The organism is Mesorhizobium sp. M0676 (assembly GCF_040320535.1).
In the GTDB taxonomy this organism is placed as follows: Bacteria; Pseudomonadota; Alphaproteobacteria; order Rhizobiales; family Rhizobiaceae; genus Mesorhizobium.
The window spans coordinates 181,059-203,642 of record NZ_JAMYPU010000006.1 but is presented as its reverse complement, the minus strand read 5'-3'; the positions used below and the strand labels follow the sequence as shown (position 1 = coordinate 203,642).

General features: G+C 63.3%; 15 protein-coding genes and 1 pseudogene. 10 read left to right on the top strand and 6 right to left on the bottom strand.

The window, feature by feature from the left end:
- Window positions 1–61: 61 nt before the first annotated feature.
- From NKI35_RS08985 to NKI35_RS08970, 4 genes and pseudogenes are all read right to left on the bottom strand, one after another.
- Window positions 62–1,307, bottom strand: a pseudogene (locus NKI35_RS08985) (Hsp70 family protein).
- 176 nt (window positions 1,308–1,483) lie between these two features.
- Entirely contained in the window at window positions 1,484–2,275 is a 792-nt protein-coding gene (locus tag NKI35_RS08980; protein WP_352510949.1) for a TIGR02186 family protein, read from the bottom strand.
- Entirely contained in the window at window positions 2,275–3,198 is a 924-nt protein-coding gene (locus NKI35_RS08975) for a sulfite exporter TauE/SafE family protein (protein WP_023669608.1), read from the bottom strand. Before NKI35_RS08975 ends, NKI35_RS08980 begins: the two co-directional genes overlap by 1 nt.
- Before the next feature lie 193 nt (window positions 3,199–3,391).
- A complete protein-coding gene (locus NKI35_RS08970) occupies window positions 3,392–7,396 on the bottom strand; it encodes a peptidoglycan-binding protein (RefSeq protein WP_352739578.1) in 4,005 nt (1,334 codons plus the stop codon).
- A 479-nt stretch (window positions 7,397–7,875) separates the two neighbouring features.
- Between NKI35_RS08970 and NKI35_RS08965 the strand changes: the two genes are divergently transcribed.
- The 7 genes from NKI35_RS08965 (at window position 7,876) to NKI35_RS08935 (ending at window position 17,308) form a co-directional block, all read left to right on the top strand.
- Entirely contained in the window at window positions 7,876–8,334 is a 459-nt protein-coding gene (locus NKI35_RS08965) for a MerR family transcriptional regulator (protein ID WP_023669610.1), read from the top strand.
- Between the two features lie 272 nt (window positions 8,335–8,606).
- Window positions 8,607–10,415 carry an acyl-CoA dehydrogenase gene (locus NKI35_RS08960; protein WP_352739576.1) on the top strand — a complete coding sequence of 603 codons (1,809 nt, stop codon included), beginning with the start codon at window positions 8,607–8,609 and terminating at the stop codon, window positions 10,413–10,415.
- 232 nt (window positions 10,416–10,647) lie between these two features.
- A complete protein-coding gene (locus NKI35_RS08955; RefSeq protein ID WP_352739574.1) occupies window positions 10,648–11,817 on the top strand; it encodes an acyl-CoA dehydrogenase family protein in 1,170 nt (389 codons plus the stop codon).
- A gap of 31 nt (window positions 11,818–11,848) precedes the next feature.
- Window positions 11,849–13,057: an acetyl-CoA C-acetyltransferase gene (locus tag NKI35_RS08950; protein ID WP_023669613.1), complete on the top strand. Its 1,209-nt coding sequence runs from the start codon at window positions 11,849–11,851 to the stop codon at window positions 13,055–13,057.
- A 23-nt stretch (window positions 13,058–13,080) separates the two neighbouring features.
- A complete protein-coding gene (locus NKI35_RS08945; RefSeq protein WP_352739572.1) occupies window positions 13,081–15,300 on the top strand; it encodes a 3-hydroxyacyl-CoA dehydrogenase NAD-binding domain-containing protein in 2,220 nt (739 codons plus the stop codon).
- A gap of 476 nt (window positions 15,301–15,776) precedes the next feature.
- Window positions 15,777–16,427 carry a S24 family peptidase gene (locus NKI35_RS08940; RefSeq protein ID WP_352537309.1) on the top strand — a complete coding sequence of 217 codons (651 nt, stop codon included), beginning with the start codon at window positions 15,777–15,779 and terminating at the stop codon, window positions 16,425–16,427.
- A gap of 8 nt (window positions 16,428–16,435) precedes the next feature.
- A complete protein-coding gene (locus NKI35_RS08935; RefSeq protein ID WP_352739570.1) occupies window positions 16,436–17,308 on the top strand; it encodes a thermonuclease family protein in 873 nt (290 codons plus the stop codon).
- Here the strand turns inward: NKI35_RS08935 and NKI35_RS08930 are convergent.
- Complete coding sequence (locus tag NKI35_RS08930; protein ID WP_352739568.1) at window positions 17,271–18,920, bottom strand: lysine--tRNA ligase; 1,650 nt, start codon at window positions 18,918–18,920, stop codon at window positions 17,271–17,273. The two genes, NKI35_RS08935 and NKI35_RS08930, sit on opposite strands and share 38 nt — an antisense overlap.
- A 156-nt stretch (window positions 18,921–19,076) precedes the next feature.
- Between NKI35_RS08930 and NKI35_RS08925 the strand changes: the two genes are divergently transcribed.
- Window positions 19,077–19,490, top strand: coding sequence for a tellurite resistance TerB family protein (locus NKI35_RS08925; RefSeq protein ID WP_352739566.1), 414 nt, complete (start codon window positions 19,077–19,079; stop codon window positions 19,488–19,490).
- Window positions 19,491–19,627: 137 nt separating this feature from the next.
- Here the strand turns inward: NKI35_RS08925 and NKI35_RS08920 are convergent, their stop codons facing one another.
- Window positions 19,628–20,443, bottom strand: coding sequence for an ABC transporter substrate-binding protein (locus tag NKI35_RS08920; protein WP_502897132.1), 816 nt, complete (start codon window positions 20,441–20,443; stop codon window positions 19,628–19,630).
- Between the two features lie 296 nt (window positions 20,444–20,739).
- Here NKI35_RS08920 and NKI35_RS08915 point away from each other — a divergent pair, with 296 nt between their 5' ends.
- Both NKI35_RS08915 and NKI35_RS08910 read left to right on the top strand, forming a co-directional pair.
- Window positions 20,740–21,471 (top strand): helix-turn-helix transcriptional regulator, encoded by a 732-nt coding sequence (locus tag NKI35_RS08915; protein ID WP_023669621.1) that lies wholly within the window; start codon window positions 20,740–20,742, stop codon window positions 21,469–21,471.
- Window positions 21,472–21,746: 275 nt separating this feature from the next.
- Window positions 21,747–22,385, top strand: coding sequence for an acyl-homoserine-lactone synthase (locus tag NKI35_RS08910; protein WP_023681954.1), 639 nt, complete (start codon window positions 21,747–21,749; stop codon window positions 22,383–22,385).
- The last annotated feature ends 199 nt before the right edge of the window (window positions 22,386–22,584 follow it).

The following is a 22,584-nucleotide window of genomic DNA, read 5'->3' as shown; positions in this document are numbered from 1 at the left end:
TGAAATGGTGCGGCCTCGTTTGGGTATTTATGGTCATTATGGGGTAGCCGCAGTTATGTGTTCAGGAGAACTTCCGCTGCGCATCCAGCGCCAGGCCGAGGCCAACCGAGCCGAACATGTCGCCCTCGATAACGGCGGCTTGCGGCACCAGCGACAGGATTTCACGCCGTGCCAGCGGGATCGCGGTCGAACCGCCGGTGAGGAATACGGCGGTGATCGCAGACGCCGTTATGCCGGCATCGGCAATCGTCTGCCGCACCGTAGCGGACACCCGCTCGATGTCGGCGGCGATGGTCTCTTCGCGTGATCTCGGCGGCGAAATGTGCGCCGGGCAGTGCCACCGTCACATCAGCCGAAGCCTGATCTGTCAGCGCGATCTTGGCTCGTTCGACCAGGCCGGCCAGCGCATGGCCGTAACGGTGCTCGACAATATGGATGAAGCGGTCGACAAGGTCGGCGCGGACGGCCTCGAAGCGGATCTGCCTCAGATGCGTCATCGCCTTGGCGGTGTAAACGAGGTTGATGCGTTGCCACGTCGCGAGATCAATGAAATAGCTCGCCGGCAGGTTGCGCTTGCCGTCTTTTGTCGACGTCAGATAGCCGAGCTTGGGCATGACATGGGCAATGCTGAGCAGCCGGTCGAAATCGGTGCCGCCGATATGGATGCCGCGGTTGGCCAGGATATCGTCCTTGCGGTCGCGTGAGCGGGCGCGTTGCGGCGAAACGCGCACGATCGAGAAGTCGGACGTGCCGCCGCCCATGTCGACGATCAACGCCAGTTCCTCGCGCTTCACGTCCTGCTCATAGTCGAGCGCTGCCGCGATCGGTTCGAACTGGAAGGCGATGTGCTTGAAGCCTTGCGCGCGCGCCGCCTTTTCAAGCTCGCTTTGCGCCTTGGCATCGGCTTCCACATCGTCGTCGACAAATTGCACCGGCCGGCCGAGCACAACGTTCTCCACCGGAGCGCCGGCATCTTCCTCAAGCCGCTTCTTCAAATGGCCGACGAACATGCCGACAATGTCGATGAAACCGATCTGCCGGGCCTTGATCCGCGTCTTCTCATGCGCCAGCGAACTGCCGAGCACGCTCTTCAGCGACCGCATCAGCCGGCCTTCGATGGCATCGGTGTAGTCGGCAATGGCGCGGCGGCCGAAATAGGTGTGACCGTCCTCGAAGTTGAAGAAAACCGCGCTTGGCAATGTCGGCTGTTCACCTTCCAGCGCCACCAGCCGTGCCTGGCCGTTGCGGATCACGCCCACCGTAGAATTGGACGTGCCGAAATCGATGCCGCCAAATGCCTGGTGCATTGCAGCCTCCTGTCATTGGGTCGTCGCTGTGGCAGGCGTCCGCAAGGCGCGCGCCGTCCAGAGGCCTGACCGCTCTGCCGAATGATTGTACGTGTTACCCGAGGGTTGGGAGGCGGCGGTCTATCGCAAGACTGAGAAAAGGGGAACCCCTTTTCCCCGGAAATGGGTCCTGCGCGTCAATCCCTGCGGAAAATCAGCCTGCCCAGCCAGCCGGTGATCATGGCCAGCGACACGGAGAAGACGCCGTAGAGAAACGAGTAATCATGCGCGACGCGGAAGATCGACTGTTCGAAGCCCGATTTGCGGATTTCGAGCTGGGCCGAGCTTTCCTTGAGGAACAGACCGCTCTTGAACAGGAACGCGCGGGCTTTATGGGTTCCAACCGGGACGTTGGGCGCCAGCCGCACCGTGGCGCGAAACAGGTTCTGCGACAAGAACTGCACGCCGCCGACATTCTCGCTATAGAGGCCGGTCGCCGCCTTGCGCTCGCGCAGCGCCACGGTGAATTCCTCGATCGTCGCCGGACTGTCGGTTACCTCGGCCGGCTGCATGTAAAGGTTGGAGGCGCCGAGCGACAGCTGCTTGTAGCTGTTGGGTTCGGTGATGTCCTGCAGCGGCCGCGTCGTGGCGACGGAGTAGGATACCGGCACGTTCTCGAAGGTCTCGGATTCCAGATTGACCCAGACGCCGAGCACGCGGTCCTTGCGGCGCACCACCACCGGCCGCGGCGGGCCTTCGAGCACGACGATGACGTCGTAGCGCCCCTGTCGCGCGACCAGCGGGTCGGGATTTTCCAGCGAACCGAAAATGGTCAGGTCGGCGCCGGAAAAACCGGCGGTGATCGACACGGCGTCGGTGGAGAGACCGATCTGGATGCCTTCCGGCAAGGGGTTCGGCGATTGCGCTGCGGCCGGCAGAGCGACGGCGATAAGCAAAGCGGCGGCCGAAAAAATCCCCCACTGCGGCATCAGTTCAGGCCCGCGGCGGTCAGCGAATAGAGGTTTGGCGGCGTGACGAAGAGATCGATGGCAAGCCGGATGGCAACCGCCAGCACCAGCAGCGCCAGCAGTGCCCTGAGCTGTTCGCCGCGCAGCTTCTGTCCTGCCTTGGCGCCATATTGCGCGCCGGCAACGCCGCCCGCCATCAGCAGGAAGGCAAGCATGACGTCGACCGTCTGGTTGGTGGTGGCGTGGACAAGCGTGGTGTAGGCCGAGGTGAAAATGATCTGGAACAGCGAGGTGCCGATGACGACGTTGGTCGGCACTTTCAAGAGATAGATCAGCGCCGGCACCATGATGAAGCCGCCGCCGACACCCATGATCGACGACAGGAAGCCGATGCCGGCGCCGAGCCCCAGCACCGGAATGACGCTGACGAACAGCTTCGAGGCCCTGAAGCGCATCTTCAGCGGCAGCCGGTGGATCCAGTTGTGCTGGCCGGATTTCTTCAAGACCGGCGCCGCACCGCTGCGCGTCGCGCGCAGCGCATTGACGCTCTCGACCAGCATCAGCCCGCCGACGGTGCCAAGCAGCACGACGTAAAGCAGTGAGATAAACAAATCGAGCTGGCCGAGCCGACGCAGGAAGGCAAAGACAAAGATACCGCCGGTCGAGCCGACGATGCCGCCGGCCAGCAGCACCCCGCCGAGCTTGAAGTCGAGCGTGCCGCGCTTCATGTGCGACAGCGCGCCGGAGAAGGAGGAGGCGATAACCTGGTTGGCGCCGGTAGCAACGGCGATTGCCGGCGGGATGTTGTAGAAGATCAAGAGCGGCGTGATCAGAAAGCCGCCACCGACCCCGAACATGCCCGACAGGAAACCCACCGCCGCGCCCATTGCCAGCAGCACGAAGACGTTGACGGAAATTTCCGCGATCGGGAGATAGATGCCCACCCGTCAGTCTCGATCAGTTTGCCTGTCGGCGATTGCAGCCATTCCAGGGCATTGTCGCACCGAAAAGCCAATTCTTTCTTGCACCGCCGGGGCAGTGGGATCAAACCCCGCCGCCCTACCGAAACAAAAAACATCTCAAGCAGTTAACAGGCAAATGTATGGCAAGGGCGTCGCGTTAGCGACGCATCTGCCGTTATTTGTGCGCCAGCAGCGCCTTCACCAGCTTTTCGTCGATTTCGCCGGTCGCCTGCATCTTGTTGTCGGTCTGGAAAGCCATGATTGCGGTCTTGGTCTTGCCGCCCATCACGCCATCGGCGCCGCCGGCATCGTAGCCGTTCTTGTTGAGGATGAGCTGGATGTTCTTGACCGCCTTCTTCATGTCGACGCTGGCGGTGGTCTGCGGCGTGCCTTCCTGCCAGGATTCAGGAATGTCGGCCGAGTTGGACGCCGGGTCGAGCGGCTTCGGCTTCCACAGTTCCGTGGCGGCGCGCGCCCGCTCCAGCTGTTCGGGGCGCAGCGCGGTGGCGACTTCGTCGCGCTTTGCAGCCGCATCCTTGTCGCCGGTCTTGGCGACGAGCGCGAACCATTTGTAGGATTCCTCCAGGCTCTGCTTCATGCCGACGCCCTTTGCCGCCAGGATGCCGAGATTGAACTGGCTGTCCTTGACGCCGACATCGGCCGCCGCCTGAAACCAGTGCGCGGCCGATTCATTGTCGGTCACGCCGTCGGCGGCCATGGCAAACAGAACGGCCAGATTGTGCATGGCGCTGGCATTACCCTGCGCGGCGGCGAGCTGGTAGAAGGTCTTTGCCTTCTTGACGTCGCGCGTGACGCCGATGCCCTTCTCGTAGAAATTGCCGATGCGGTATTCCGCCGGTGCGAAGCCGAGCTCGGCCGACTTTTCGTACCATTTGGCCGCTGCCGCCATGTCTTCCTTGACGCCGCGCGATTCAGCATAGCGCGAACCGAGCTCGAACAGCGCCTTGGCGTCACCGCCGGCAGCCGCGTCGCGCAAGGCTTGCGGGCCGGCATCGGCCGGAACGTCTATCTTGGCCACGACAGGTGCTACCGCGGCATCAGCCGGCGGAACGGCGCCGGTAGTATCCGAGGCCGTCGTATCCGAGGCCGTCGTATCCGAGGCCGAGGGCGCCATGACGGCGGCCGCAGGCTGCGCGTCGGCTGCCGCCGGTTCCGCAGTGGCGGTGGTCGGCAGCATTGCATTTGGCGCGGGGGCCGGATCGGCCAAAGCCATCGGCGCTGGCGCGGGCTCCACCGCCGGCACTTCGGGCCCAGCGACCGAGGCGGCATTCATTGGCGCATAGTTGCCAGCTGCCGGTTCCCTGGGCTCCGCCTGCCTGACGATCCGGGCCGGCACGTCCTGCACGGCCACCTGCTGTTCTGCCTTGGGTTGGCTGGCAGCGTTGACCGAGGCAGTCTCGACCGGCTGCGAGGCGACGACCGGCGCTGTATCGTTGCTTGCGACCTCGACCGGGTCGGCGAAGAAGGCCTTGCCCAACTGGAGGCCGGCAAGCGCCAGCATGATCGCGACCGCTCCCATCAGGATCGGCTTGCGCCGCGCCTTGAGCAGGTCGCCGATACGAAGCGCCTTGACCGGGCCCTTCATGGTGGACTGGCGTTTCAGTGCGTCGGCCTCGGCGGCCGCGGCTTGCGCCGCGCGCCTGGCCGCGGCAATGAAGTCGGATTTCGATGCATCGCCGGAGTTTTGGCGCACCGGTGGGCCACGCTCGTCGCGCACGCGCTTCATGATGGCGTTGAGGTCGGGCGCGCCGGAGCCCGGCTCCAACGGCCGGTTGGCGAGCTTCGGATCGAGCGGCTCGTCGAGATCGACGCTCGGCATGTCGACATTGGGCCCCGAGCCGGCAAGCGGCGGCATGTCAGCCGGCTTCTTGCCCCTGAAGGCGCGCGCCAATCCTCCGAACAGCGACTTCTTGGCCGTGCCTTCGCCTTTCTCGGCAATCCTGTCGGAACCGAGCGCTGCCTGGGCAGCGGCCGCGGCAGCTTCGGCTGGCGAGCGCCGCACTGGTTCGCTGCCCATGACCGGGTCGCTACGCGTACCCGGGTCGCTGCGCATATCCGGCTCGCTGCGCATGATGGCGGCGGCGCGGCCGTCGAGATCGGCCATGTCTCCGGTCAGCGGCAGCGGCTGGTCGATATCCATCGACGGCGCGTCCTGCACCGAAATCTTGGAGGCGCGTGCAGCGCGGGCCCGCCGCGCCGGCTCGGCCTGGGCATCCAGAAGCTCGCTCACCGCCTCGGCCGGTTCGCTGGTCTCCAGCGAGCCCAGACGATCGACGATCTTGAGCAACGTGTCGTGGATAGCCTCGAATGTCCGTGAATTGCGCTCGTCCGAACGGCGCGTCAGCGCTTCCAGCGTCTTCAGATCCTGAGCAAGGCCGGTAACGGCCGCGGTGTTGGCGTTGGAATCTGCCAGCGAGCGCACGGCGCTCTCGGCTGCTTCGCGTGCCGCGCCCATGATGGATTCGCGGGTTCCGGCCAGCGACTTCTCGATTTCGTTGAGGCGCGGGCTGATGTCCTCGAATTCCGGCAGCGGCGTGCCGGGCTTCGACAGATGCGCCGATAGGCTGGAGACCTGCGCCTCGAGGCTGCGGATCAGTGCCGGATCGATGCCGGCGACCTGCGCGGCCGACGATTCCAGCCGGCTTGAAATGTCTTCGAGCCGGCTTTCCAGGCCGCGGATCGCCGCCTCGTTGGCAGGATCGGGAATGCGCGTCTCCATGCGTTGGGCGAGCGCGGTGAAGCATGCGTCGATGGCGTCCATGATGCCGGCGCTGTCAGCCTGCGGCTGGCGCTGGTCCAGCCGGTCGGCAACCTCGTCCAGCCGCCGCTCGAGATCGCGAAACAGCATGTTGCCCTGTTCGATGGCGTCGCCCTGCCGGCGTTCCATCATGCCCGACAGCACGTCGAAGCGCTGTTCCAGACCCTGGAAGATATAGTCGGCGTCGGGCATGGCCGGGGCGCGGTCGATCTTGTCGGCGATCATCGCGATCTGCTTGCCGAGGCGCTCCATCGCCTGTTCCGGCAGATTGGCGCGGCCGGCAAGCTCGTCGACCCTGTTCGACAGCGTGCTGAGACGGTCGAGAACCTCGCCGCTCGGACGAACCTGCACGACTTCCTCGATCTGCTGCGCCAGCGAGGCGATCCGCTTCTCGATGCGTTCAAAGGGTTCGGGGTCGAAGGAATTGGCTTGTGCGGCGACGGTCGAGGCGACGATGGCGCGCGAAATCTCATCAAGCCGTTCGTCGATCAGGCCAAGCGTGTCGCCGCCGCGGTTGCTCTGCTGGCTGACGAAATGATTGACGGCGCCGGCAAGCGTGCGGACCTTTTCTTCCATCGAGCGCAGCGACAGCGATTCCGGCAGATTGTGGACCGCATTGCTGATCTGTTCGAGCCGGTCGGTCAGGGCCGAAAATCCGGGGCCGTCGGCGCGGTTGCGCTGGTCGGCGTCGACACGGTCCTCGAACGCGCTCCAGCGGCGGTCGAAATCGTCCCAGCGGCGGTCGACCTTCAGCACGCTTTCCTCGCGCGCCAATGTGTCGAGCGCCGTCTTTACCTGCTCGAGCTCGAGCCGCAGCATGTTGACGCTTCGGTCGTCGCTCTTCTCGGCCAGCGTCTGGATGGCGCCGGACAGCCGCTCGAATTCGACGCCGAGTTCGGCGCTGCCCTTGCCGGGCAAGCCGCCTGCCTGACCACCCGATTGGTTGCTCGCCTGGAAGGCCCGTTCGATGTCCTTGCGCAACGCGGCGAATTCGCGCTGCAGGCCGGCCGTCATCTGATGGCGCAGTTCCTCGCGCAGGCCACGCAATTCGCCGGCGATCTTGCCGACCACGGCGACGCTGTCTTCCTGGCCGCGCACGCGGTCGATGTCGCGCGCGATCGCCTGATAGTTCTGGTCGAAGCCGGCCGGCCCGGCGCCTTTCGGCCGCGGCGTGGGCTGCGGGTCCTCGTACCAGCGCGGCGGGGCGTAGGGCTGGGCGCTTGCGTAGCGCGGCTCTGCCGGCGGCCGGCGCGGATCGAAGCGCTCGGCGGCGTCCTCGCGCTTGCGCTCCAGCCGCTGCTCCAGCGTTTCCAGCGAGCGGTTCAATTCGTCAAGCGTGGTGTTCGGCCTGCGCGGCCTGCCGGCGTTGAGTGTATCGAGATAGGACCGCTTGCTGTTCATCGATGCGTCCGTTTTTCAGAATGGCCGGCTTGCTGCCAGTTTCCCAAGTCCTTATCGGGAACGAAGGCGGCCGCGCGGCACTGCTGCGGCGGAAGACGAGCTTCCCGGGCCAGGCCCGCTCTCCGAAAAACCGTGAAAAATTCGCTACAGGATAAACACGGGTGACCGACATCCGCACATTTCACCCATCGTGGTAAACAAGGTGTTAACCAAGCTTAAGAAGTTACGGCATTGCTGAAATACAGGCGGTGCCCGTTCGGACCCGGCGCCGGGGGTGCGGCATAAGGTTTCGCAATCCCAGAACGCCCTTGCGTCATGCGACGGCTATCGTTATAGAATTGACGTAAACGTAAGAGGGGCGCCGTTCGTGCCTTTTGCGATGAATTAGTTGAAACCACGACTGGAAGCATGCCCCCGCTTCCACTCAGGCGTTGCAAGGTCCGAGACCGCGATGCCACGACAGGGGAAAGCCAGTGACTATGAAACTTGTTTCGCCCGGCGAAGCCGCGGCCAACACCAACAATATGTCTGCCGAAGCCAGTGAGGAGCTCGTGCGCATCGGCGAGATGGCCAAGAAATACGGCGTGACGCTGCGCACGCTGCGTTTCTATGAAGACAAGGGCCTGCTCAATCCGAAACGCGATGGGGCAACGCGCCTCTACACGCGCCGCGACAAGGCGCGGCTGAAGCTGATCCTGCTCGGCCGCAAGGTCGGGTTCTCGCTGCGCGACGTCAAGCAGATGATGGATCTCTACGATCCCACGGGATCCAACACCAAGCAATTGCGGCTGGCTCTCGACAAGTCGGAGAAGCAGCTAGCCCGCCTGCAGAAGCAGCGCGCGCTGATCGACGACGCCATCAACGAGCTGAGCGGCTCGATGTCGGCCGTGCGCCAGATGCTGTCCGAGCGTTCGGCCCCGGCCAGCGCCGCCAGCTGATTTTGCTCCGCAGCTCCCGGCGAAAGCTTTGAACTTAAGAGCCGCGCGGCCGCCCGCGCGGCTCTTTTTGTTTGACCCCCCTCGCTTTGCACAAGCCATGCACCGCTCGTGCCGATAGGCTGGCATAGGTAAATTTTGTCCCGACGACAAAATTGACGTTTACGCAAACGTCAATTTTTGCTATCCCGCTTTCACATTGGCCCGCATGCCGCCCCAACCTCATGTTTCGGGGCCCGATCTTGCGGCCAAGACCCGCATGGTGGAGGAAACACATGCCGATCTACAGGGCGCCGGTCCAGGACACGCTGTTCGTGCTCAACGAGGTGCTGGGTTATCAGCGCTACTCTAACCTTCCCGGATTTGCCGACGCGACGCCCGACGTTGTCGAGGCGATCCTCGCCGAAGGCGCCAAGCTTGCCGAAAACGTTATGCATCCTCTGAACCGCGTCGGTGACATCGAAGGCTGCGTGCGCCATGAGGACGGCTCGGTGATGACGCCGAAGGGCTTCAAGGAAGCCTACGACCAGTATCGCGAAGGCGGCTGGATGGGACTGGCGGCGCCCGTCGAGTTCGGCGGCCAGGGGCTGCCCTATGCCGTGCACACTGCGGTTGCCGAATACATGGTTTCGGCCAACATGGCGCTGATGATGTATCCCGGCCTGACTCAAGGCGCTATCGCTGCGATCATCACACACGGCACCGACGAGCAGAAGGCGACATGGCTGCCGAAGCTGGTCGAGGGGTCCTGGACCGGTACCATGAACCTGACCGAGCCGCATTGCGGCACCGATCTCGGCCTGCTGCGCACCAAGGCGGTGCGGAACGGCAACGGCACCTACAAGATCTCAGGCCAGAAGATCTTCATCTCGGCCGGCGAGCACGACATGTCGGAAAACATCGTCCATCTCGTGTTGGCCCGCATCGAAGGCGCGCCGGCAGGCGTGAAGGGCATCTCGCTGTTCATCGTGCCAAAGCTGAAGCTCGATGCCTCGGGCAATCCGGGCGAGAAGAACACGCTCTCCTGCGGCTCGATCGAGGAGAAGATGGGCATACACGGCAATTCGACTTGCGTCATGAATTATGACGAGGCCGAAGGCACGCTGCTCGGTGAGGCCAATGGCGGCCTGAAGGCGATGTTCACGATGATGAACGAAGCCCGGCTCGGCGTCGGCCTGCAGGGCCTGTCGCTGTCCGAGATCGCCTACCAGAACGCGGTCTCCTACGCCAAGGACCGGCTGCAGGGCCGCTCGCTGTCTGGCGCCAAGGCGCCGGACAGACAAGCCGATCCGATCATCGTCCATCCCGACATCCGCCGCTCGCTGATGACCATGAAGGCCTTCAATGAGGCCGGCCGCGCGCTGGCGCTGTGGACGGCGATCAAGTCCGACATCGCCCACCGCTCCGCCGACGACAAGGATCGCCAGGCGGCCGACGACTATACCGGCCTGCTGACGCCGGTGATCAAGGGCGTGCTCACCGACAAGGGTTTTGACCATGCAGTCATGGCGCAGCAGGTGTTCGGGGGCCACGGCTACATCGAAGAGCACGGCATGAGCCAGTTCGTGCGCGATGCCCGCATCGCCATGATCTATGAAGGCGCCAACGGCATCCAGGCGCTCGACCTCGTCGGCCGCAAGCTTGGTCTGAATGGCGGCCGCGCCGTGCAGGCCTTCTTCAAGGACGTCGGCGAGTTCTGCGAGGAGAACCGCGCCGACGAGAAGCTGGCGCCTTTCACCAAGGCGCTGAAGAAGGGCCTCAACGATCTGCAGGCGGCGACCATGTGGCTGGTGCAGAACGGCATGGCCAAGCCCGACAATGCCGGCGCCGCGTCGACCGATTACATGCATCTCTTCGGCCTGGTCGCGCTGGGCTATATGTGGGCGCAGATGGCCAAGGCCGCGCTCGGTAAGGCCGGGGCCAATGGCTCCCAATCTGTCCACGAAAATGGGGCTTTTTACGATAACAAGGTGGTGACGGCGCGCTTCTTCATGGAGCGGATCATGCCCGAGACATCGGCACATCTCGCCCGCATTTCCAGTGGTGCGGACACGCTAATGGCGCTGCCTGCGGAAGCGTTCTAGAAATGGCTGGCGTCCCCCACCCCCTTGAGGGGAGGGTGGCCCGAAGGGCCGGGAGGGGTCCTTGCGTGCAGTGCGCCGGCTGGTTGGCGCTTTGGTAGGAGATGATCGCAATGCCCCAAACCCGCGTCAATTCCGAAGATAAGGTCGAGCACGTCATCGGCGACCCCACCCGACCGCTTCGCGGCCACCCTCCCCTCGAGGGGGAGGGGGACGTTGGCGCGGGAGAAACGGCATGACAAATCCAGCCGAAGTGCTCTCCTTGCCGAAGCCCGCCTGGGCGGCGGACGAGGTCGGCATGCTCTACGACATGGCGCACCGCTTCATGTCGGAAGAGATCGCGCCGCGCTACGACGAGTTCGAGAAGAACGAGATGGTCGACCGCGAGAGCTGGCGCAAGGCAGGTTCCGCCGGCCTGCTCTGCGCCTCGATGCCGGAGGAATATGGCGGCTCCGGCGGCACCTTCGCGCATGAGAGCGCCATCATCGAGGCGATCGGCCATGTCGGCGTCGACGGTTTCGGCATCGGCCTGCACAATGCGATCGTTGCCCCTTACATCCTTCAGTACGGCTCGGAAGAGCAGAAGAAGAAATGGCTGCCGAAACTGGCGACCGGCGAACTGATCGGCGCCATCGCCATGACCGAGCCGGGCGCCGGCTCCGACCTGCAAGGCGTCAAGACGCGCGCCGAGAAGGACGGCAACCAGTACAAGATCAACGGTTCGAAAACCTTCATCACCAATGGCCAACTGGCCAATTTCATCATCGTCGTCACCAAGACCGATCCGGCCAAAGGCGCCAAGGGCACCTCGCTGATCGTCGTCGAGACCGACGAGGCCGAAGGCTTCGAACGCGGCCGCAACCTCGACAAGATCGGCCTGAAGGCCAACGACACGTCGGAGCTGTTCTTCAATGATATGCGCGTGCCGACCTCGAACCTGCTTGGCCACGAAGAGGGACAGGGCTTCATCCAGCTGATGCAGCAATTGCCACAGGAGCGCCTGCAGATCGGCACCGGCGCCATCGCCATGATCGAACGCGCGCTTGCGCTGACCATCGACTACGTCAAGGATCGCAAGGCCTTCGGCAAGGCGATCATCGAGTTCCAGAACACCCAGTTCAAGCTCGCCGAACTGAAGACCGAGGCGACCATCGGCCGGGTCTTCTACAATGATTGCGTCACCCGCCACATCAATGACGGCCTCGATCCGGTGACGGCGTCGATGGCGAAATACTGGCTCTCGGACCTGCAGGGAAAAGTCGTCGACCAATGCCTTCAATTGCATGGCGGCTATGGCTACATGAATGAATATCCGATCGCCCGCATGTTCCGCGACGCCCGCGTCCAGCGCATCTACGGCGGCACCAACGAGATCATGAAATTGCTGATCGGCCGCTCTCTCTGAGAGCGACGTCGGCAAAGCAAGGAGCAAGCAAATGGCCGAAGCTTATGTCTATGACGCCGTGCGCACACCGCGCGGCAAGGGCAAGAAGGATGGCTCGCTGCACGAGGTGCCGGCGGTGCGGCTCGCCGCCAGGACGCTTGAGGCGTTGCGCGACCGCAACGGCCTCGACACCGCAAACGTCGACGACATCATCTTCGGCTGCGTGGACCCAGTGGGCGAGGCCGGCTCCGTCATCCCGCGCGCCGCCGCCTTCGAGGCCGGCTACGACAACAAGGCGCCGGGCATGCAGATATCGCGCTTCTGCGCCTCGGGTCTCGACGCCATCAATTTCGGCGCCGCCAAGATCGCTCAAGGCGCCGACGAGATCGTCATTGCAGGCGGCGTTGAATCGATGTCGCGCGTCGGCATGGGCGCCTCGGGCGGCGCCTGGTTCATGGACCCGTCCGTCGGCCTGCCCGGCTGGTTCGTGCCGCAAGGCATATCGGCCGATTTGATCGCCACCAAATATGGTTTTTCGCGCGACGACGTCGATGCCTATGCGGTCGAGAGCCAGAAGCGCGCCGGCAAGGCCTGGGCCGATGGCCGTTTCAAGAACTCCGTCATACCAATCAAGGACCAGAACGGCCTCACCATCCTCGATCATGACGAGCATATGCGGCCGTCGACCGACATGCAGTCGCTGGCCTCGCTCAACCCGTCCTTCGTCATGCCTGGCGAAATGGGCGGCTTCGACGCGGTCGCCGTGCAGAAGCATCCGGAAGTCGAAGAGGTCAACCACGTCCACCATGCCGGCAACTCGTCCGGCATCGTCGATGGTGCGGCCGCCGTACTGCTCGGCTCGAAGAAGGCCGGCAAGACGATGGGCCTGAAGCCACGCGCCCGCATCCGCGCCTTTGCCAACATCGGCTCCGAGCCGGTGCTGATGCTTACCGGTCCGGTCGACGTCACCGAGAAGCTTCTGAAGCGCGCCAAGATGAAGCTGTCGGATATCGACCTGTTCGAGCTTAACGAGGCCTTCGCCTCGGTGGTGCTGCGCTACATGCAGGCATTCGAAATCCCGCACGACAAGATCAACGTTAATGGCGGCGCCATCGCCATGGGCCATCCGCTCGGTGCCACCGGCGCGATGATCCTGGGCACGGTGCTGGACGAGCTCGAGCGCCGCGATTTGAACACCGCTCTGGTGACGCTCTGCATCGGCGCCGGCATGGGCACCGCAACGATTATCGAACGCGTCTGATTTTCGGCCGGAAGGAGATAGACATGACTTATACAAACTTCACGGTCGACACCGACGCAGACGGCATCGCGATGGTCACCTGGAACATGCCGGACCGCTCGATGAACGTCTTCACCGAAGAGGTGATGAACGAGCTCGACAAGATCATCGACCAGGTGGTGGCCGACGCCGCCATCAAGGGCGCGGTGATCACCTCGGGAAAGGACAGCTTCTCCGGCGGCGCCGACCTGACCATGCTGCAGAAGATGCTGGCGGTCTTCGCCAAGGAAAAAGGCAAGGACCCGGAGAAGGCGGCAAAGCTTTTGTTCGACAATGCCGGCCGCATGGGTGGCTTGTGGCGCAAGCTCGAAACGTCGGGCAAGCCGTGGGTCTCGGCGATCAACGGCACCTGCATGGGCGGCGCGTTCGAGCTGTCGCTGGCCTGTCATGGCCGCGTTGCCGCTGACTCCGAAAAGGTCAAGATGGCCTTGCCGGAAGTCAAGGTCGGCATCTTCCCCGGCGCCGGTGGCACTCAACGCGTGCCGCGCCTGACCGACCAGCAGCAGGCGTTGCAGATGCTGACCACCGGCCAGACGCTGTCGCCGCAGAAAGCCAAGGCGATGGGGCTGATCCACGAGATCGCCGAACCCGGCAAGCTGATCGAGACCGCCAAGGCGATGATCAGGAACGGCCTGAAAGCCGTCCAGCCCTGGGACGAGAAGGGCTTCAAGCTGCCTGGCGGCCAAATCTATACGCCGGCCGGCTTCAATCTGTGGCCGCCGGCCATCGCCATCCTGCGCCGCGAGACCTACGGCAATTATCCGGCCGCCGCGGCGATCCTGAAATGCGTCTATGAAGGCCTGCTGGTGCCGTTCGACACCGGTCTGCGGATCGAACAGCGCTATTTCACCGAAATCATGCAGTCCAAGGAAGCAGCAGCGATGATCCGCTCGCTGTTCGTCTCGCTGCAGGAGCTCAACAAGGGCGCCCGCCGTCCGGCCGGCGTGCCGGAGACCAAGTTCAAGAAGATCGGTATTCTCGGCGCCGGCTTCATGGGTGCCGGCATCGCCTTTGTCACCGCCAAGGCCGGCATCCCGGTCGTCCTGCTCGACCGCGACATGGCGTCGGCCGAAAAGGGCAAGGCGCATTCCGACAGCCTGATCTCCGATCAGGTCAAGAAGGGCCGCGCCAAGCCCGAGGAGAAGGACAGACTTCTGTCGCTGATCACGCCGACGGCCGACTATGCCGATCTCGCCGGCTGCGATCTGGTGGTCGAGGCGGTGTTCGAGGATTCGGCCGTCAAGAAGACTGCCACCGAGCAGGCCGAAGCCGTGCTGAAATCGTCAGCGGTCTTCGCCTCCAACACCTCGACCATCCCGATCACTGCACTGGCCAAGAATTCGGCGCGGCCGAAGAATTTCGTCGGCATCCACTTCTTCTCGCCGGTCGACAAGATGATGCTGGTCGAGATCATCCTGGGCAAGAAGACCGGCGACAAGGCGCTGGCCACCGCGATCGATTTCGTGCGCGCCATCAAGAAGACGCCGATCGTCGTCAACGACACGCGCGGCTTCTACGTCAACCGCTGCGTGCTGCGCTACATGTCGGAAGCCTACAAGATGCTGATCGAAGGCGTTCCGGCGCCGATGATCGAGAACGCCGCCAAGGCCGCCGGCATGCCGGTCGGCCCGCTGGCGCTGACCGACGAGACGGCGATCGACCTTGCCCAGAAGATCATGAAGCAGACCATCAGGGACCTCGGAGACAAGTCTGTCGACCCCAGGCAGATGGCGCTGATCAACACGCTGGTCGACACCCATGGCCGCTTCGGCCGCAAGAACGGCAAGGGTTTTTACGACTATCCGGCCAAGCCTGCCAAGAAGAAGCTGTGGCCGGGCCTGAAGGATCTCTATCCGCAGCTGGAGGCCGAGGAGGTCGATTATGAGGAACTGCAGCAGCGCCTGCTGGTAACCATTGCGCTGGAAGCGGCCCGGGTGATGGAAGAGGGCATCGTCACCGATCCGCGCGAGGCCGATGTCGGCTCGATCCTCGCCTTCGGTTTCGCGCCATTCACCGGCGGCGCGCTGTCCTATATCGACGGCATCGGCGCCGGGGAATTCGTCAGAATAGCCAAAGGCCTGCAGAAGAAATACGGCGCCGAGTTCAAGGCGCCCAAGCTGCTGCTCGACCTGGCGGAGAAGGGCGAGACCTTCTACCAGCGCTTCGATCCCTATGCGAAAGGCGAAGTGCAGAAGGCCGCTTGAGCTAGCGCCCCATGTACGTCTGAGGGCGCCTTGCGCGCATGGCCACGGCAAGGCGCGCCGTGACCCTTACGCGGTCGGCAGCGAAAGTCGGCTGGCTTTTCGCTGCCTGCCGACATCGACTTCAACCTCCATCTCAACAACGCCCGCTACATGATGCTCGCCGACCTCGCGCATGACCCCGAAAATCGGAATCGATTTTCGGAAAGGATCATGCGCCAAATCAAAAAGCTACAGCGTCCTTGGCGCGTCCAACAGGACGCTTGCCCGCTCCGTTCAACCGCGACCGCCGACCGAGGCCGAGCGGGTTTGCATGACCTCCCACCAGGGATTGCGCAGCCTGCCCAAGGCAGTTTGAGGCATCCATGACGACTTCGCCGCACGCAGCTTTTTAGGGGATCGGGCCGCGCGCCGGTGGACAATCGGATAACCGCGCGTTAGAAGGAAAAGGTATTTTTTCCTGTTTTGAGGAGAGCGAATTGCTCTCGCATGACCGAGTTTGGGCAGCCATCGACGCTCTCGCCGAGCGCTATTCGTTGTCGGCCTCCGGCCTGGCCCGGCGAGCCGGTCTGGACTCCACCGCTTTCAACAAGTCAAAGCGGCTGTCCTCGGATGGGCGGCCGCGCTGGCCCTCGACCGAATCGCTGGCCAAGATCATCGAGGCGACCGGCGCTTCGCTCGACGAATTCACCGGACTGGTCGAAGGCCGTGCCAAGACAGCTTCGGGCTCGTTGGCCCCGCAGCGTTCGGCGGTGCCGCTGCTCGGCTTTGCCCAGGCCGGCGCCGGCGGCTTCTTTGATGATTCCGGCTATCCCTCAGGCCAGGGCTGGGACCTTGTCGAGCTTCCGGCACGGGCGACCGAAACCTCCTATGCGTTGAAGGTGCAGGGTGATTCCATGCTGCCGCTGTACCGCAATGGCGATGTGCTGATCGTCGAGCCGGGCGCCGCTACCCGCAAGGGCGACCGCGTCGTCGTCAAGACCAATGCCGGCGAAGTCATGGCCAAGGTGCTCGACCGCCAGACGACGAAATCGATCGTGCTGATTTCGCTCAACCCCGACCATCCGGACCGCGACATCGCGATGCGCGATGTCGAATGGGTGGCGCGGATCGTCTGGGCAAGCCAGTAGGTCTCGCGGTGCGTCTGCTTCAAATCCTCATAGCCCTCCTGGCGATCCCGGTGATGGTCGCCATTGTCGTCGCCGGCGGTCGCGCGCTGCATCGCGACGGCCCCGCCATTACTGTCGACCAGATCGACCCGCACACCGAGGCCGTGCCCGAGGAGCCGGCGACGTCGGCGATCCCCGAGGTCCAGCCCGTCAAGCCTCCGATGCACTCGCCTCAGGTGCATTCGAGGGCGATCGATCCCGAGGCCATCGCTCCGCCGCCGCTGCTGGTAGAAGAACTTGAACGGGTTGAGCCGCGCGCGCCGCTGAGCGACCTGGCGCTGGCCGGGCCGCCCAAGCCGCGTGGGCGCAGAGCGGTCGACGACTGGGGAGGAACAAAACTGTTCCAGCCGGTCGCGGCCGCCGCCGGCCTGATCGAAGCCAATGGTTATTCCGTGACGGTCTCCGGCATCGACATCGTCAGGCAAGACGAGACCTGCACCGAGGGCGGCAAGTCCTGGGCTTGCGGTATCAGGGCGCGTACCGCGTTCCGGTCTTTCCTGCGCGGCCGGGCCGTTGCCTGCAAGGTGCCGCCGGAGGCCGACCGTGCGCTGATCGCCGCCGAATGCCGCATCGGCAAGCTGGATGTCGGCCAGTGGCTGGTCGAAAACGGCTGGGCGCGCGCCACGGCAGGCGGCCCCTATGTCGAAGCGGGCGACAAGGCGCGCGCCGCCAAGAAGGGCGTCTTCGGCGCCGCGCCCGATCTTGGCGGCCTGCCACCGGCGCCAACGCCTGTTGCGGCACCGACGGCGTCGCAACCGATCCTCGATGCCCCGGCGATAGACACGCCGCCGGCCGGGACGGAAATTACGCCGCCAGCTGACCAGCCAGCGCCCGCTCAATGAGCGCGCGGGTTTCGGCGATGCCGTAGAGGGCTGCGAACGAACCGAAGCGCGGTCCGCGTTCCTGGCCGATCAGCACCTGGTAGATCATCTGGAAGAAAGCGCCCGAGACACCAGGGCCGCCGTCCGGGCTCTTCTTCGAATGGTCCTGATAGCGTTCGATCTTGCGCGCCACGTTGAGCGAAGCGTTCTGGATCGCTTCGCCGTCGGCGCCGGCCGGCAGGCCAGCAAGCGCGTTGCCAAGCGCTTCCAGCGCCACGCGTTCGACATCGTCGGCCGGCCGGAAGGTCTTCGTCGGCTTCACGAAATCGTCGAAGTAGCGGATGGCGAAACCGACCAGCTGGTCGAGTTCGGGATGCGTCGCCGGCGTCACGCCAGATGCATGGCGCGAGATGAAGCCCCACAGCACATCCTTGTTTTGCGCGTTGGAGGCGCTGACCAGGTTGAGCAGCAGCGAGAACGGCACCGGCATGTCGATGGAAGGCGGCTTGCCGTCATGCATGTGCCAGACCGGATTGCCCAGCCGCTCCTTCCAGTCCTGGCGCGGATAGGCGTTGAGGAAGGTGTAGTACTCGTCGACGGCGCGTGGGATGACGTCGAAATAGAGCTTTTTCGCCTGCCTTGGCCGCTGATACATATAGAGGCCGAGGCTTTCGGTCGGCGCGTAGCGCAGCCATTCGTCGATGGTCAGCCCGTTGCCCTTCGACTTCGAGATCTTCTGGCCGTTCTCGTCCAGGAACAGTTCGTAGACGAAATGCTCGGGCGCGCGCCCGCCGAGAATGTTGCAGATGCGGTCGTAGATCACCGCGTTCGTCTGGTGGTCCTTGCCGAACATTTCGAAATCGACGTCGAGCGCTGCCCAGCGCATGCCGAAATCCGGCTTCCACTGCAGCTTGACCTTCCCGCCGGTCACCGAAAGTGTGGTCTCGGTGCCCTCATCGTCGAAGGTGATGGTGCCGGCCTTGGCGTCGACATGCTTCATCGGCACGTAGAGCACGCGCCCGCTCTTCGGCGAGATCGGCAGGAACGGGCTGTAGGTTGCCTGCCGCTCCGGCCCCAGCGTCGGCAGCATCACCGCCATGATCTGCTCGTAGCGCTCGGCGGCGCGCACCAGCATGGCATCGAAGCGGCCGGCCTTGTAGTACTGCGTGGCGCTGGCGAATTCGTAGTCGAAGCCGAACGTATCGAGGAAGCGGCACAGCATCGCGTTGTTGTGGTCGGCAAAGCTCGCATAGTCGCCGCCGAACGGATTGGGCACCGACGAAAGCGGCATATGAAGATAAGGCTCGAGGGCTGCGCGATCCGGCACATTGTCGGGGATCTTGCGCATGCCGTCCATGTCGTCGGAGAAGCAGAGCAGCTTGGTCTTGACCTTGTTCCCGGTCAGCACGTGAAAGGCATGGCGCACCATCGAGGTGCGCGCGACCTCGCCGAACGTGCCGATATGCGGCAGACCCGACGGACCGTAGCCGGTCTCGAACAGGACGGTCTCGGGAAAGTCGGCGCCTTTGTAGCGCTCGATAATCTTTTTGGCTTCCTCGAACGGCCAGGCCTTGCTTTCGGCGGCTGCCGCAAGCATTTCGGGGTTGAGATCGGCGATGTTTGATCCCGTCATGTCAAAGTTCCAGTCATGGCCGGCTTTCGCGGCTGGTAAGATTTTTCAACCGGGTCTCTAGGCGCGACAGGGCGGAGCGTCAACGATATCAGGCGTTTTCGTTGCGACGGCGCCGTAGCGTCCCTACCTTCGACCATCACTATCAAGGAGTTTTGAATGCCGTTGCCGTCCACCCATGAAGCCCTGATCTACCTGATGGTCATCACCTCGGCTTCCGATCGCGACATGACCGATATCGAACTGGCGCGCATCGGCGACGTCGTCCGCAGCTGGCCGGTGTTCGAGGATTTCAAGCAGGACAGGCTGATCGCCATTGCGCAGGACTGCCAGAAGATGCTGCATGAAAAGGATGGATTGGAAGGCGTGCTCGAGCGTGTCGCCGAGACTTTGCCCGAACGGCTGCACGACACCGCTTATGCCGTCGCCTTCGAAGTTGCCGCCGTCGATCTCGAAATGCGCATGGAGGAATTGCGGGTGCTGCAGTTGATCCGGCGTGAGCTCGATCTCGACACGCTGACCGCCGCGGCCATCGCGCCCGGGACGAAGGCCCGCCTGCGCACGCTGACCTGATCCAGCCCGTAGAGGAAGCTGACCGGGGCCGGATCAGAAAAAGCTGGACCGAGAACCGGATCAGAAGAAACTGACCGGGAACCGGATCAGAAGAAACTGACCGGGAACCGGATCAGAAGAAACGACCTGGAACCGGATCAGAAGAAACTGACCGGGAAATAGCGCAGGTAGAATTCGGCGAAGGTGCCTTTCACCGATATCTCCTGCAGCGCGTAGTCCATGGCTGCGGCCAGCGCTGGGTCGCTGGCCCGGGTGGCAATGGTCATGCCGGACCCCAGATATTCCGGCGCCAGGTAGGGTCCACCGGCGAAGCGGCAGCAACCGGCGGCGTCCGTGCCGCCCAGCCAGAAGGAAAAGCGCATGCCGTCGCCGAAGGCGGCATCGATCTTGGCGATCTTCAAGTCGCTGTAGAGGTCTTCCGGCCGGTCGAAGCGGATGATCTGCACGGTGCCGAAATAATCGCGCAGCATCTTTTCATGCGCCGAGCCGGCCAGCACGCCGACCCGCTTCGAGCGCAATTTGTCGAGGATCGGCTCGGCGAAGGCCTTGGTCTTCGGCATGATGAAGCGCGCCGGAAACTGTAGATAGGAGCGCGAAAAGCTGTACTTCGCCCGCGTCTCCGGCGTGGCGGCGATGCCGGCGATGATCGCCTCGCCTTCGCCCTTCTGCAACGCGTCGTCGAGTTCGGCCCAGGGCAGCGCCTGGATCTGGCATTTGTCGGCGATGTCGAGTTCGGCGCAAATCGCCCGCGCCAGGTCGATGTGGAAGCCGGACAGTCGGCCCGTGCCGTCGAGAAAATTGAAGGGCGGGAAATCGGTTGTGGTGAGGAACCTGAGCCTCGGCAGCGCCGAAAGGTCCGGCTTCGGCAGCCGCTCCTTGGCATCCCAAAGCACCGGCACCTGCGGTTCCGCTGCCCGCACAGCGCCGGCAAACGGCTGCACTCCGATCAGCATCGACAGCAAGGCGATGGTTATCCAGCGTGATGTCACAAAAAACTCCGCCCGTCTTGGCCGTTGGCTTGTGATACGAAAACGGCGCAGGCACAATTGTTTTTGATTTCAAAGGGCAAATTTCGGGTTATGCTTTGGCGAGGTTGCAAATAGCCGCACAGAGTCGGCCTGGGGTTGGCGGTCGCTGGCGTTAGAAAAGCTAAGGATGTGGCTTTGCAATCGGGGGTTGATGGCTAAGTGCGGGGCAGGCACGTAGCATCGGTCTCAAGAGCGGTAGGCAACATGGGGTAGATGTTGCGATGGGTTATTTTGACCGGACACTTGAATATATTGACCGGGTGCAGCGTGCCGACACGTCGGCTGCGGTGTGCGAGCAGCTACTTAGTGTCACCTCGAATTTCGGATTGACGGCCCTGATAGCCGCAACGGTGCCGCAGCCCGGTACACCAAGCAGCCAGACGAAGGACCATGTGCTGCTCTGCGATTGGCCTAGCGAATGGCTGGAGCGTTACTTATCGCGCAACTACGTCGACCACGATCCGGTCGTCAGCCATTTGAAGCAGTTTCGGGCGCCATTCCAATGGCGCGATGCCGTTCAAAGCATGCCCGCCGACAAGAGCAGCGCCGAGGTAATGCGCGACGCCCGCCAGTTCAAGCTGCGTGACGGCCTCGCCTTCCCGCTGATCACGCTCGAAGGCCAGATCGCGCTGGTCTCGCTGGGCGGTGAGGCGGTCGAACTGTCCGAAGCCGAATTCGCAATGGTCTCGCTGGCCTCCACCTATGCCATCGGCCGCGCCATGCAGCTTCAAACGACGGCCGGCAAATCTATCGATCACATTGAATTGACGCCGCGCGAGCGCGAATGCCTGCAATGGGCGGCGGTCGGAAAATCCGAGTGGGAGATTTCGCAGATCCTCGGCATCTCGGAGCATACCTCTGAGAAACACCTTCTCAACGCCAAGAGCAAACTAGGCGCCGCCAACCGTGTGCAGGCAGTCGCCGAAGCAGTCAGGCACGGCTATATCAGCTAGGCCGGTTCTGGCGGCCCGAAATTTATGGCCGCATTGTTGGCGTCATATCTTCAGAAAAGACCGGCCCCTGTCGTCCTCTTGAGACGGCTAATGCTTTCTTAACGCCAAAAGCAGACTCGGCGTCGCCAACAGGGCGCACGCCATCGCGGAGGCGTTTAGACGCAGCTATATTAGCCATGTCGGCTGTGGCAGCCTGGAAATCCTTGCCAACACCTTCGCGCAATTTTTTCGGGAAAGCCCGGCCGTATCTTCCTCTTAAGCCCAGGAGACGGCTAATGCTATTTTCCCTTACCACTCAACAACTGATGGAACGTCCCGACCTATGGGAGGCCGTCCATCGCCTGCGTTACAAGGTCTTCGTCGATGAGATGCGGTGGACCGATCTCGATCGCCCGGACGGCCTCGAAATCGATCAATTCGACCATGATGAGGCCGAACACCACCTTGTCATACGCAATGGCGAGCTTGCAGGCTATCATCGGATGCTGCCGACCACACGGCCGCATCTCCTTAGCGATGTGATGCCGGAACTCTGCGAGGGAAAGCGCCCTTCGGGACCGAATGTCTGGGAGCTAACCCGTTACGCGGTGGCGCCAGGGTTTCGCGATGGCAAGCGCGGCGTGTCTACGGTCGGCACCGAACTGATCGCCGGCTTCGTCGAATGGGGCCTTGCTCGCAATGTCGATCAGGTCATTATCGAGGTCGAGCCGGTGTGGGTGCTGCGGACGCTGCAGTTGCACTTCCTGGCGACGCCGCTCGGTTACCAGCGCACCTATGGCAACCAGCAGGTCGTCGCCACACTGCTGACCTTCAACGAGCATACGCTGGATGTCGTGCGCTCGCGCCGCAACCATCACGCCCCGGTGTTGGCCAGGGGCACCCCCCACATGCTCGGCATGCGGCAGGCGTCGTGAGACTGTCTTCACCCGACGCGCTTTAATGCATGTCGCTCAAAGTGGCCCCGGTTTTGAGAGAACACATGCATGAAACAAAGACCTAAAGCGCGTCGCGTGAATCCGTTCAAATGCGATGCGCTTTAGACAATGGCCACAGAGCCCACCTCCGTGTGGGGGTGGGCTCTGTAATTTCAGCCTCTGCCTATCGAGGCCAGTC

Bases quoted from the DNA above. Each gene is read 5' to 3' on its own strand.
- NKI35_RS08960 (WP_352739576.1), top strand. From the start codon at position 8,607: ATGCCGATCTACAGGGCGCCGGTCCAGGACACGCTGTTCGTGCTCAAC.
- NKI35_RS08920 (WP_502897132.1), bottom strand. From the start codon at position 20,443: ATGCTGATCGGAGTGCAGCCGTTTGCCGGCGCTGTGCGGGCAGCGGAA.
- NKI35_RS08945 (WP_352739572.1), top strand. From the start codon at position 13,081: ATGACTTATACAAACTTCACGGTCGACACCGACGCAGACGGCATCGCG.
- NKI35_RS08915 (WP_023669621.1), top strand. From the start codon at position 20,740: ATGGGTTATTTTGACCGGACACTTGAATATATTGACCGGGTGCAGCGT.
- NKI35_RS08955 (WP_352739574.1), top strand. From the start codon at position 10,648: ATGACAAATCCAGCCGAAGTGCTCTCCTTGCCGAAGCCCGCCTGGGCG.
- NKI35_RS08970 (WP_352739578.1), bottom strand. From the start codon at position 7,396: ATGAACAGCAAGCGGTCCTATCTCGATACACTCAACGCCGGCAGGCCG.
- NKI35_RS08965 (WP_023669610.1), top strand. From the start codon at position 7,876: ATGAAACTTGTTTCGCCCGGCGAAGCCGCGGCCAACACCAACAATATG.
- NKI35_RS08980 (WP_352510949.1), bottom strand. From the start codon at position 2,275: ATGCCGCAGTGGGGGATTTTTTCGGCCGCCGCTTTGCTTATCGCCGTC.
- NKI35_RS08925 (WP_352739566.1), top strand. From the start codon at position 19,077: ATGCCGTTGCCGTCCACCCATGAAGCCCTGATCTACCTGATGGTCATC.
- NKI35_RS08910 (WP_023681954.1), top strand. From the start codon at position 21,747: ATGCTATTTTCCCTTACCACTCAACAACTGATGGAACGTCCCGACCTA.
- NKI35_RS08930 (WP_352739568.1), bottom strand. From the start codon at position 18,920: ATGACGGGATCAAACATCGCCGATCTCAACCCCGAAATGCTTGCGGCA.
- NKI35_RS08950 (WP_023669613.1), top strand. From the start codon at position 11,849: ATGGCCGAAGCTTATGTCTATGACGCCGTGCGCACACCGCGCGGCAAG.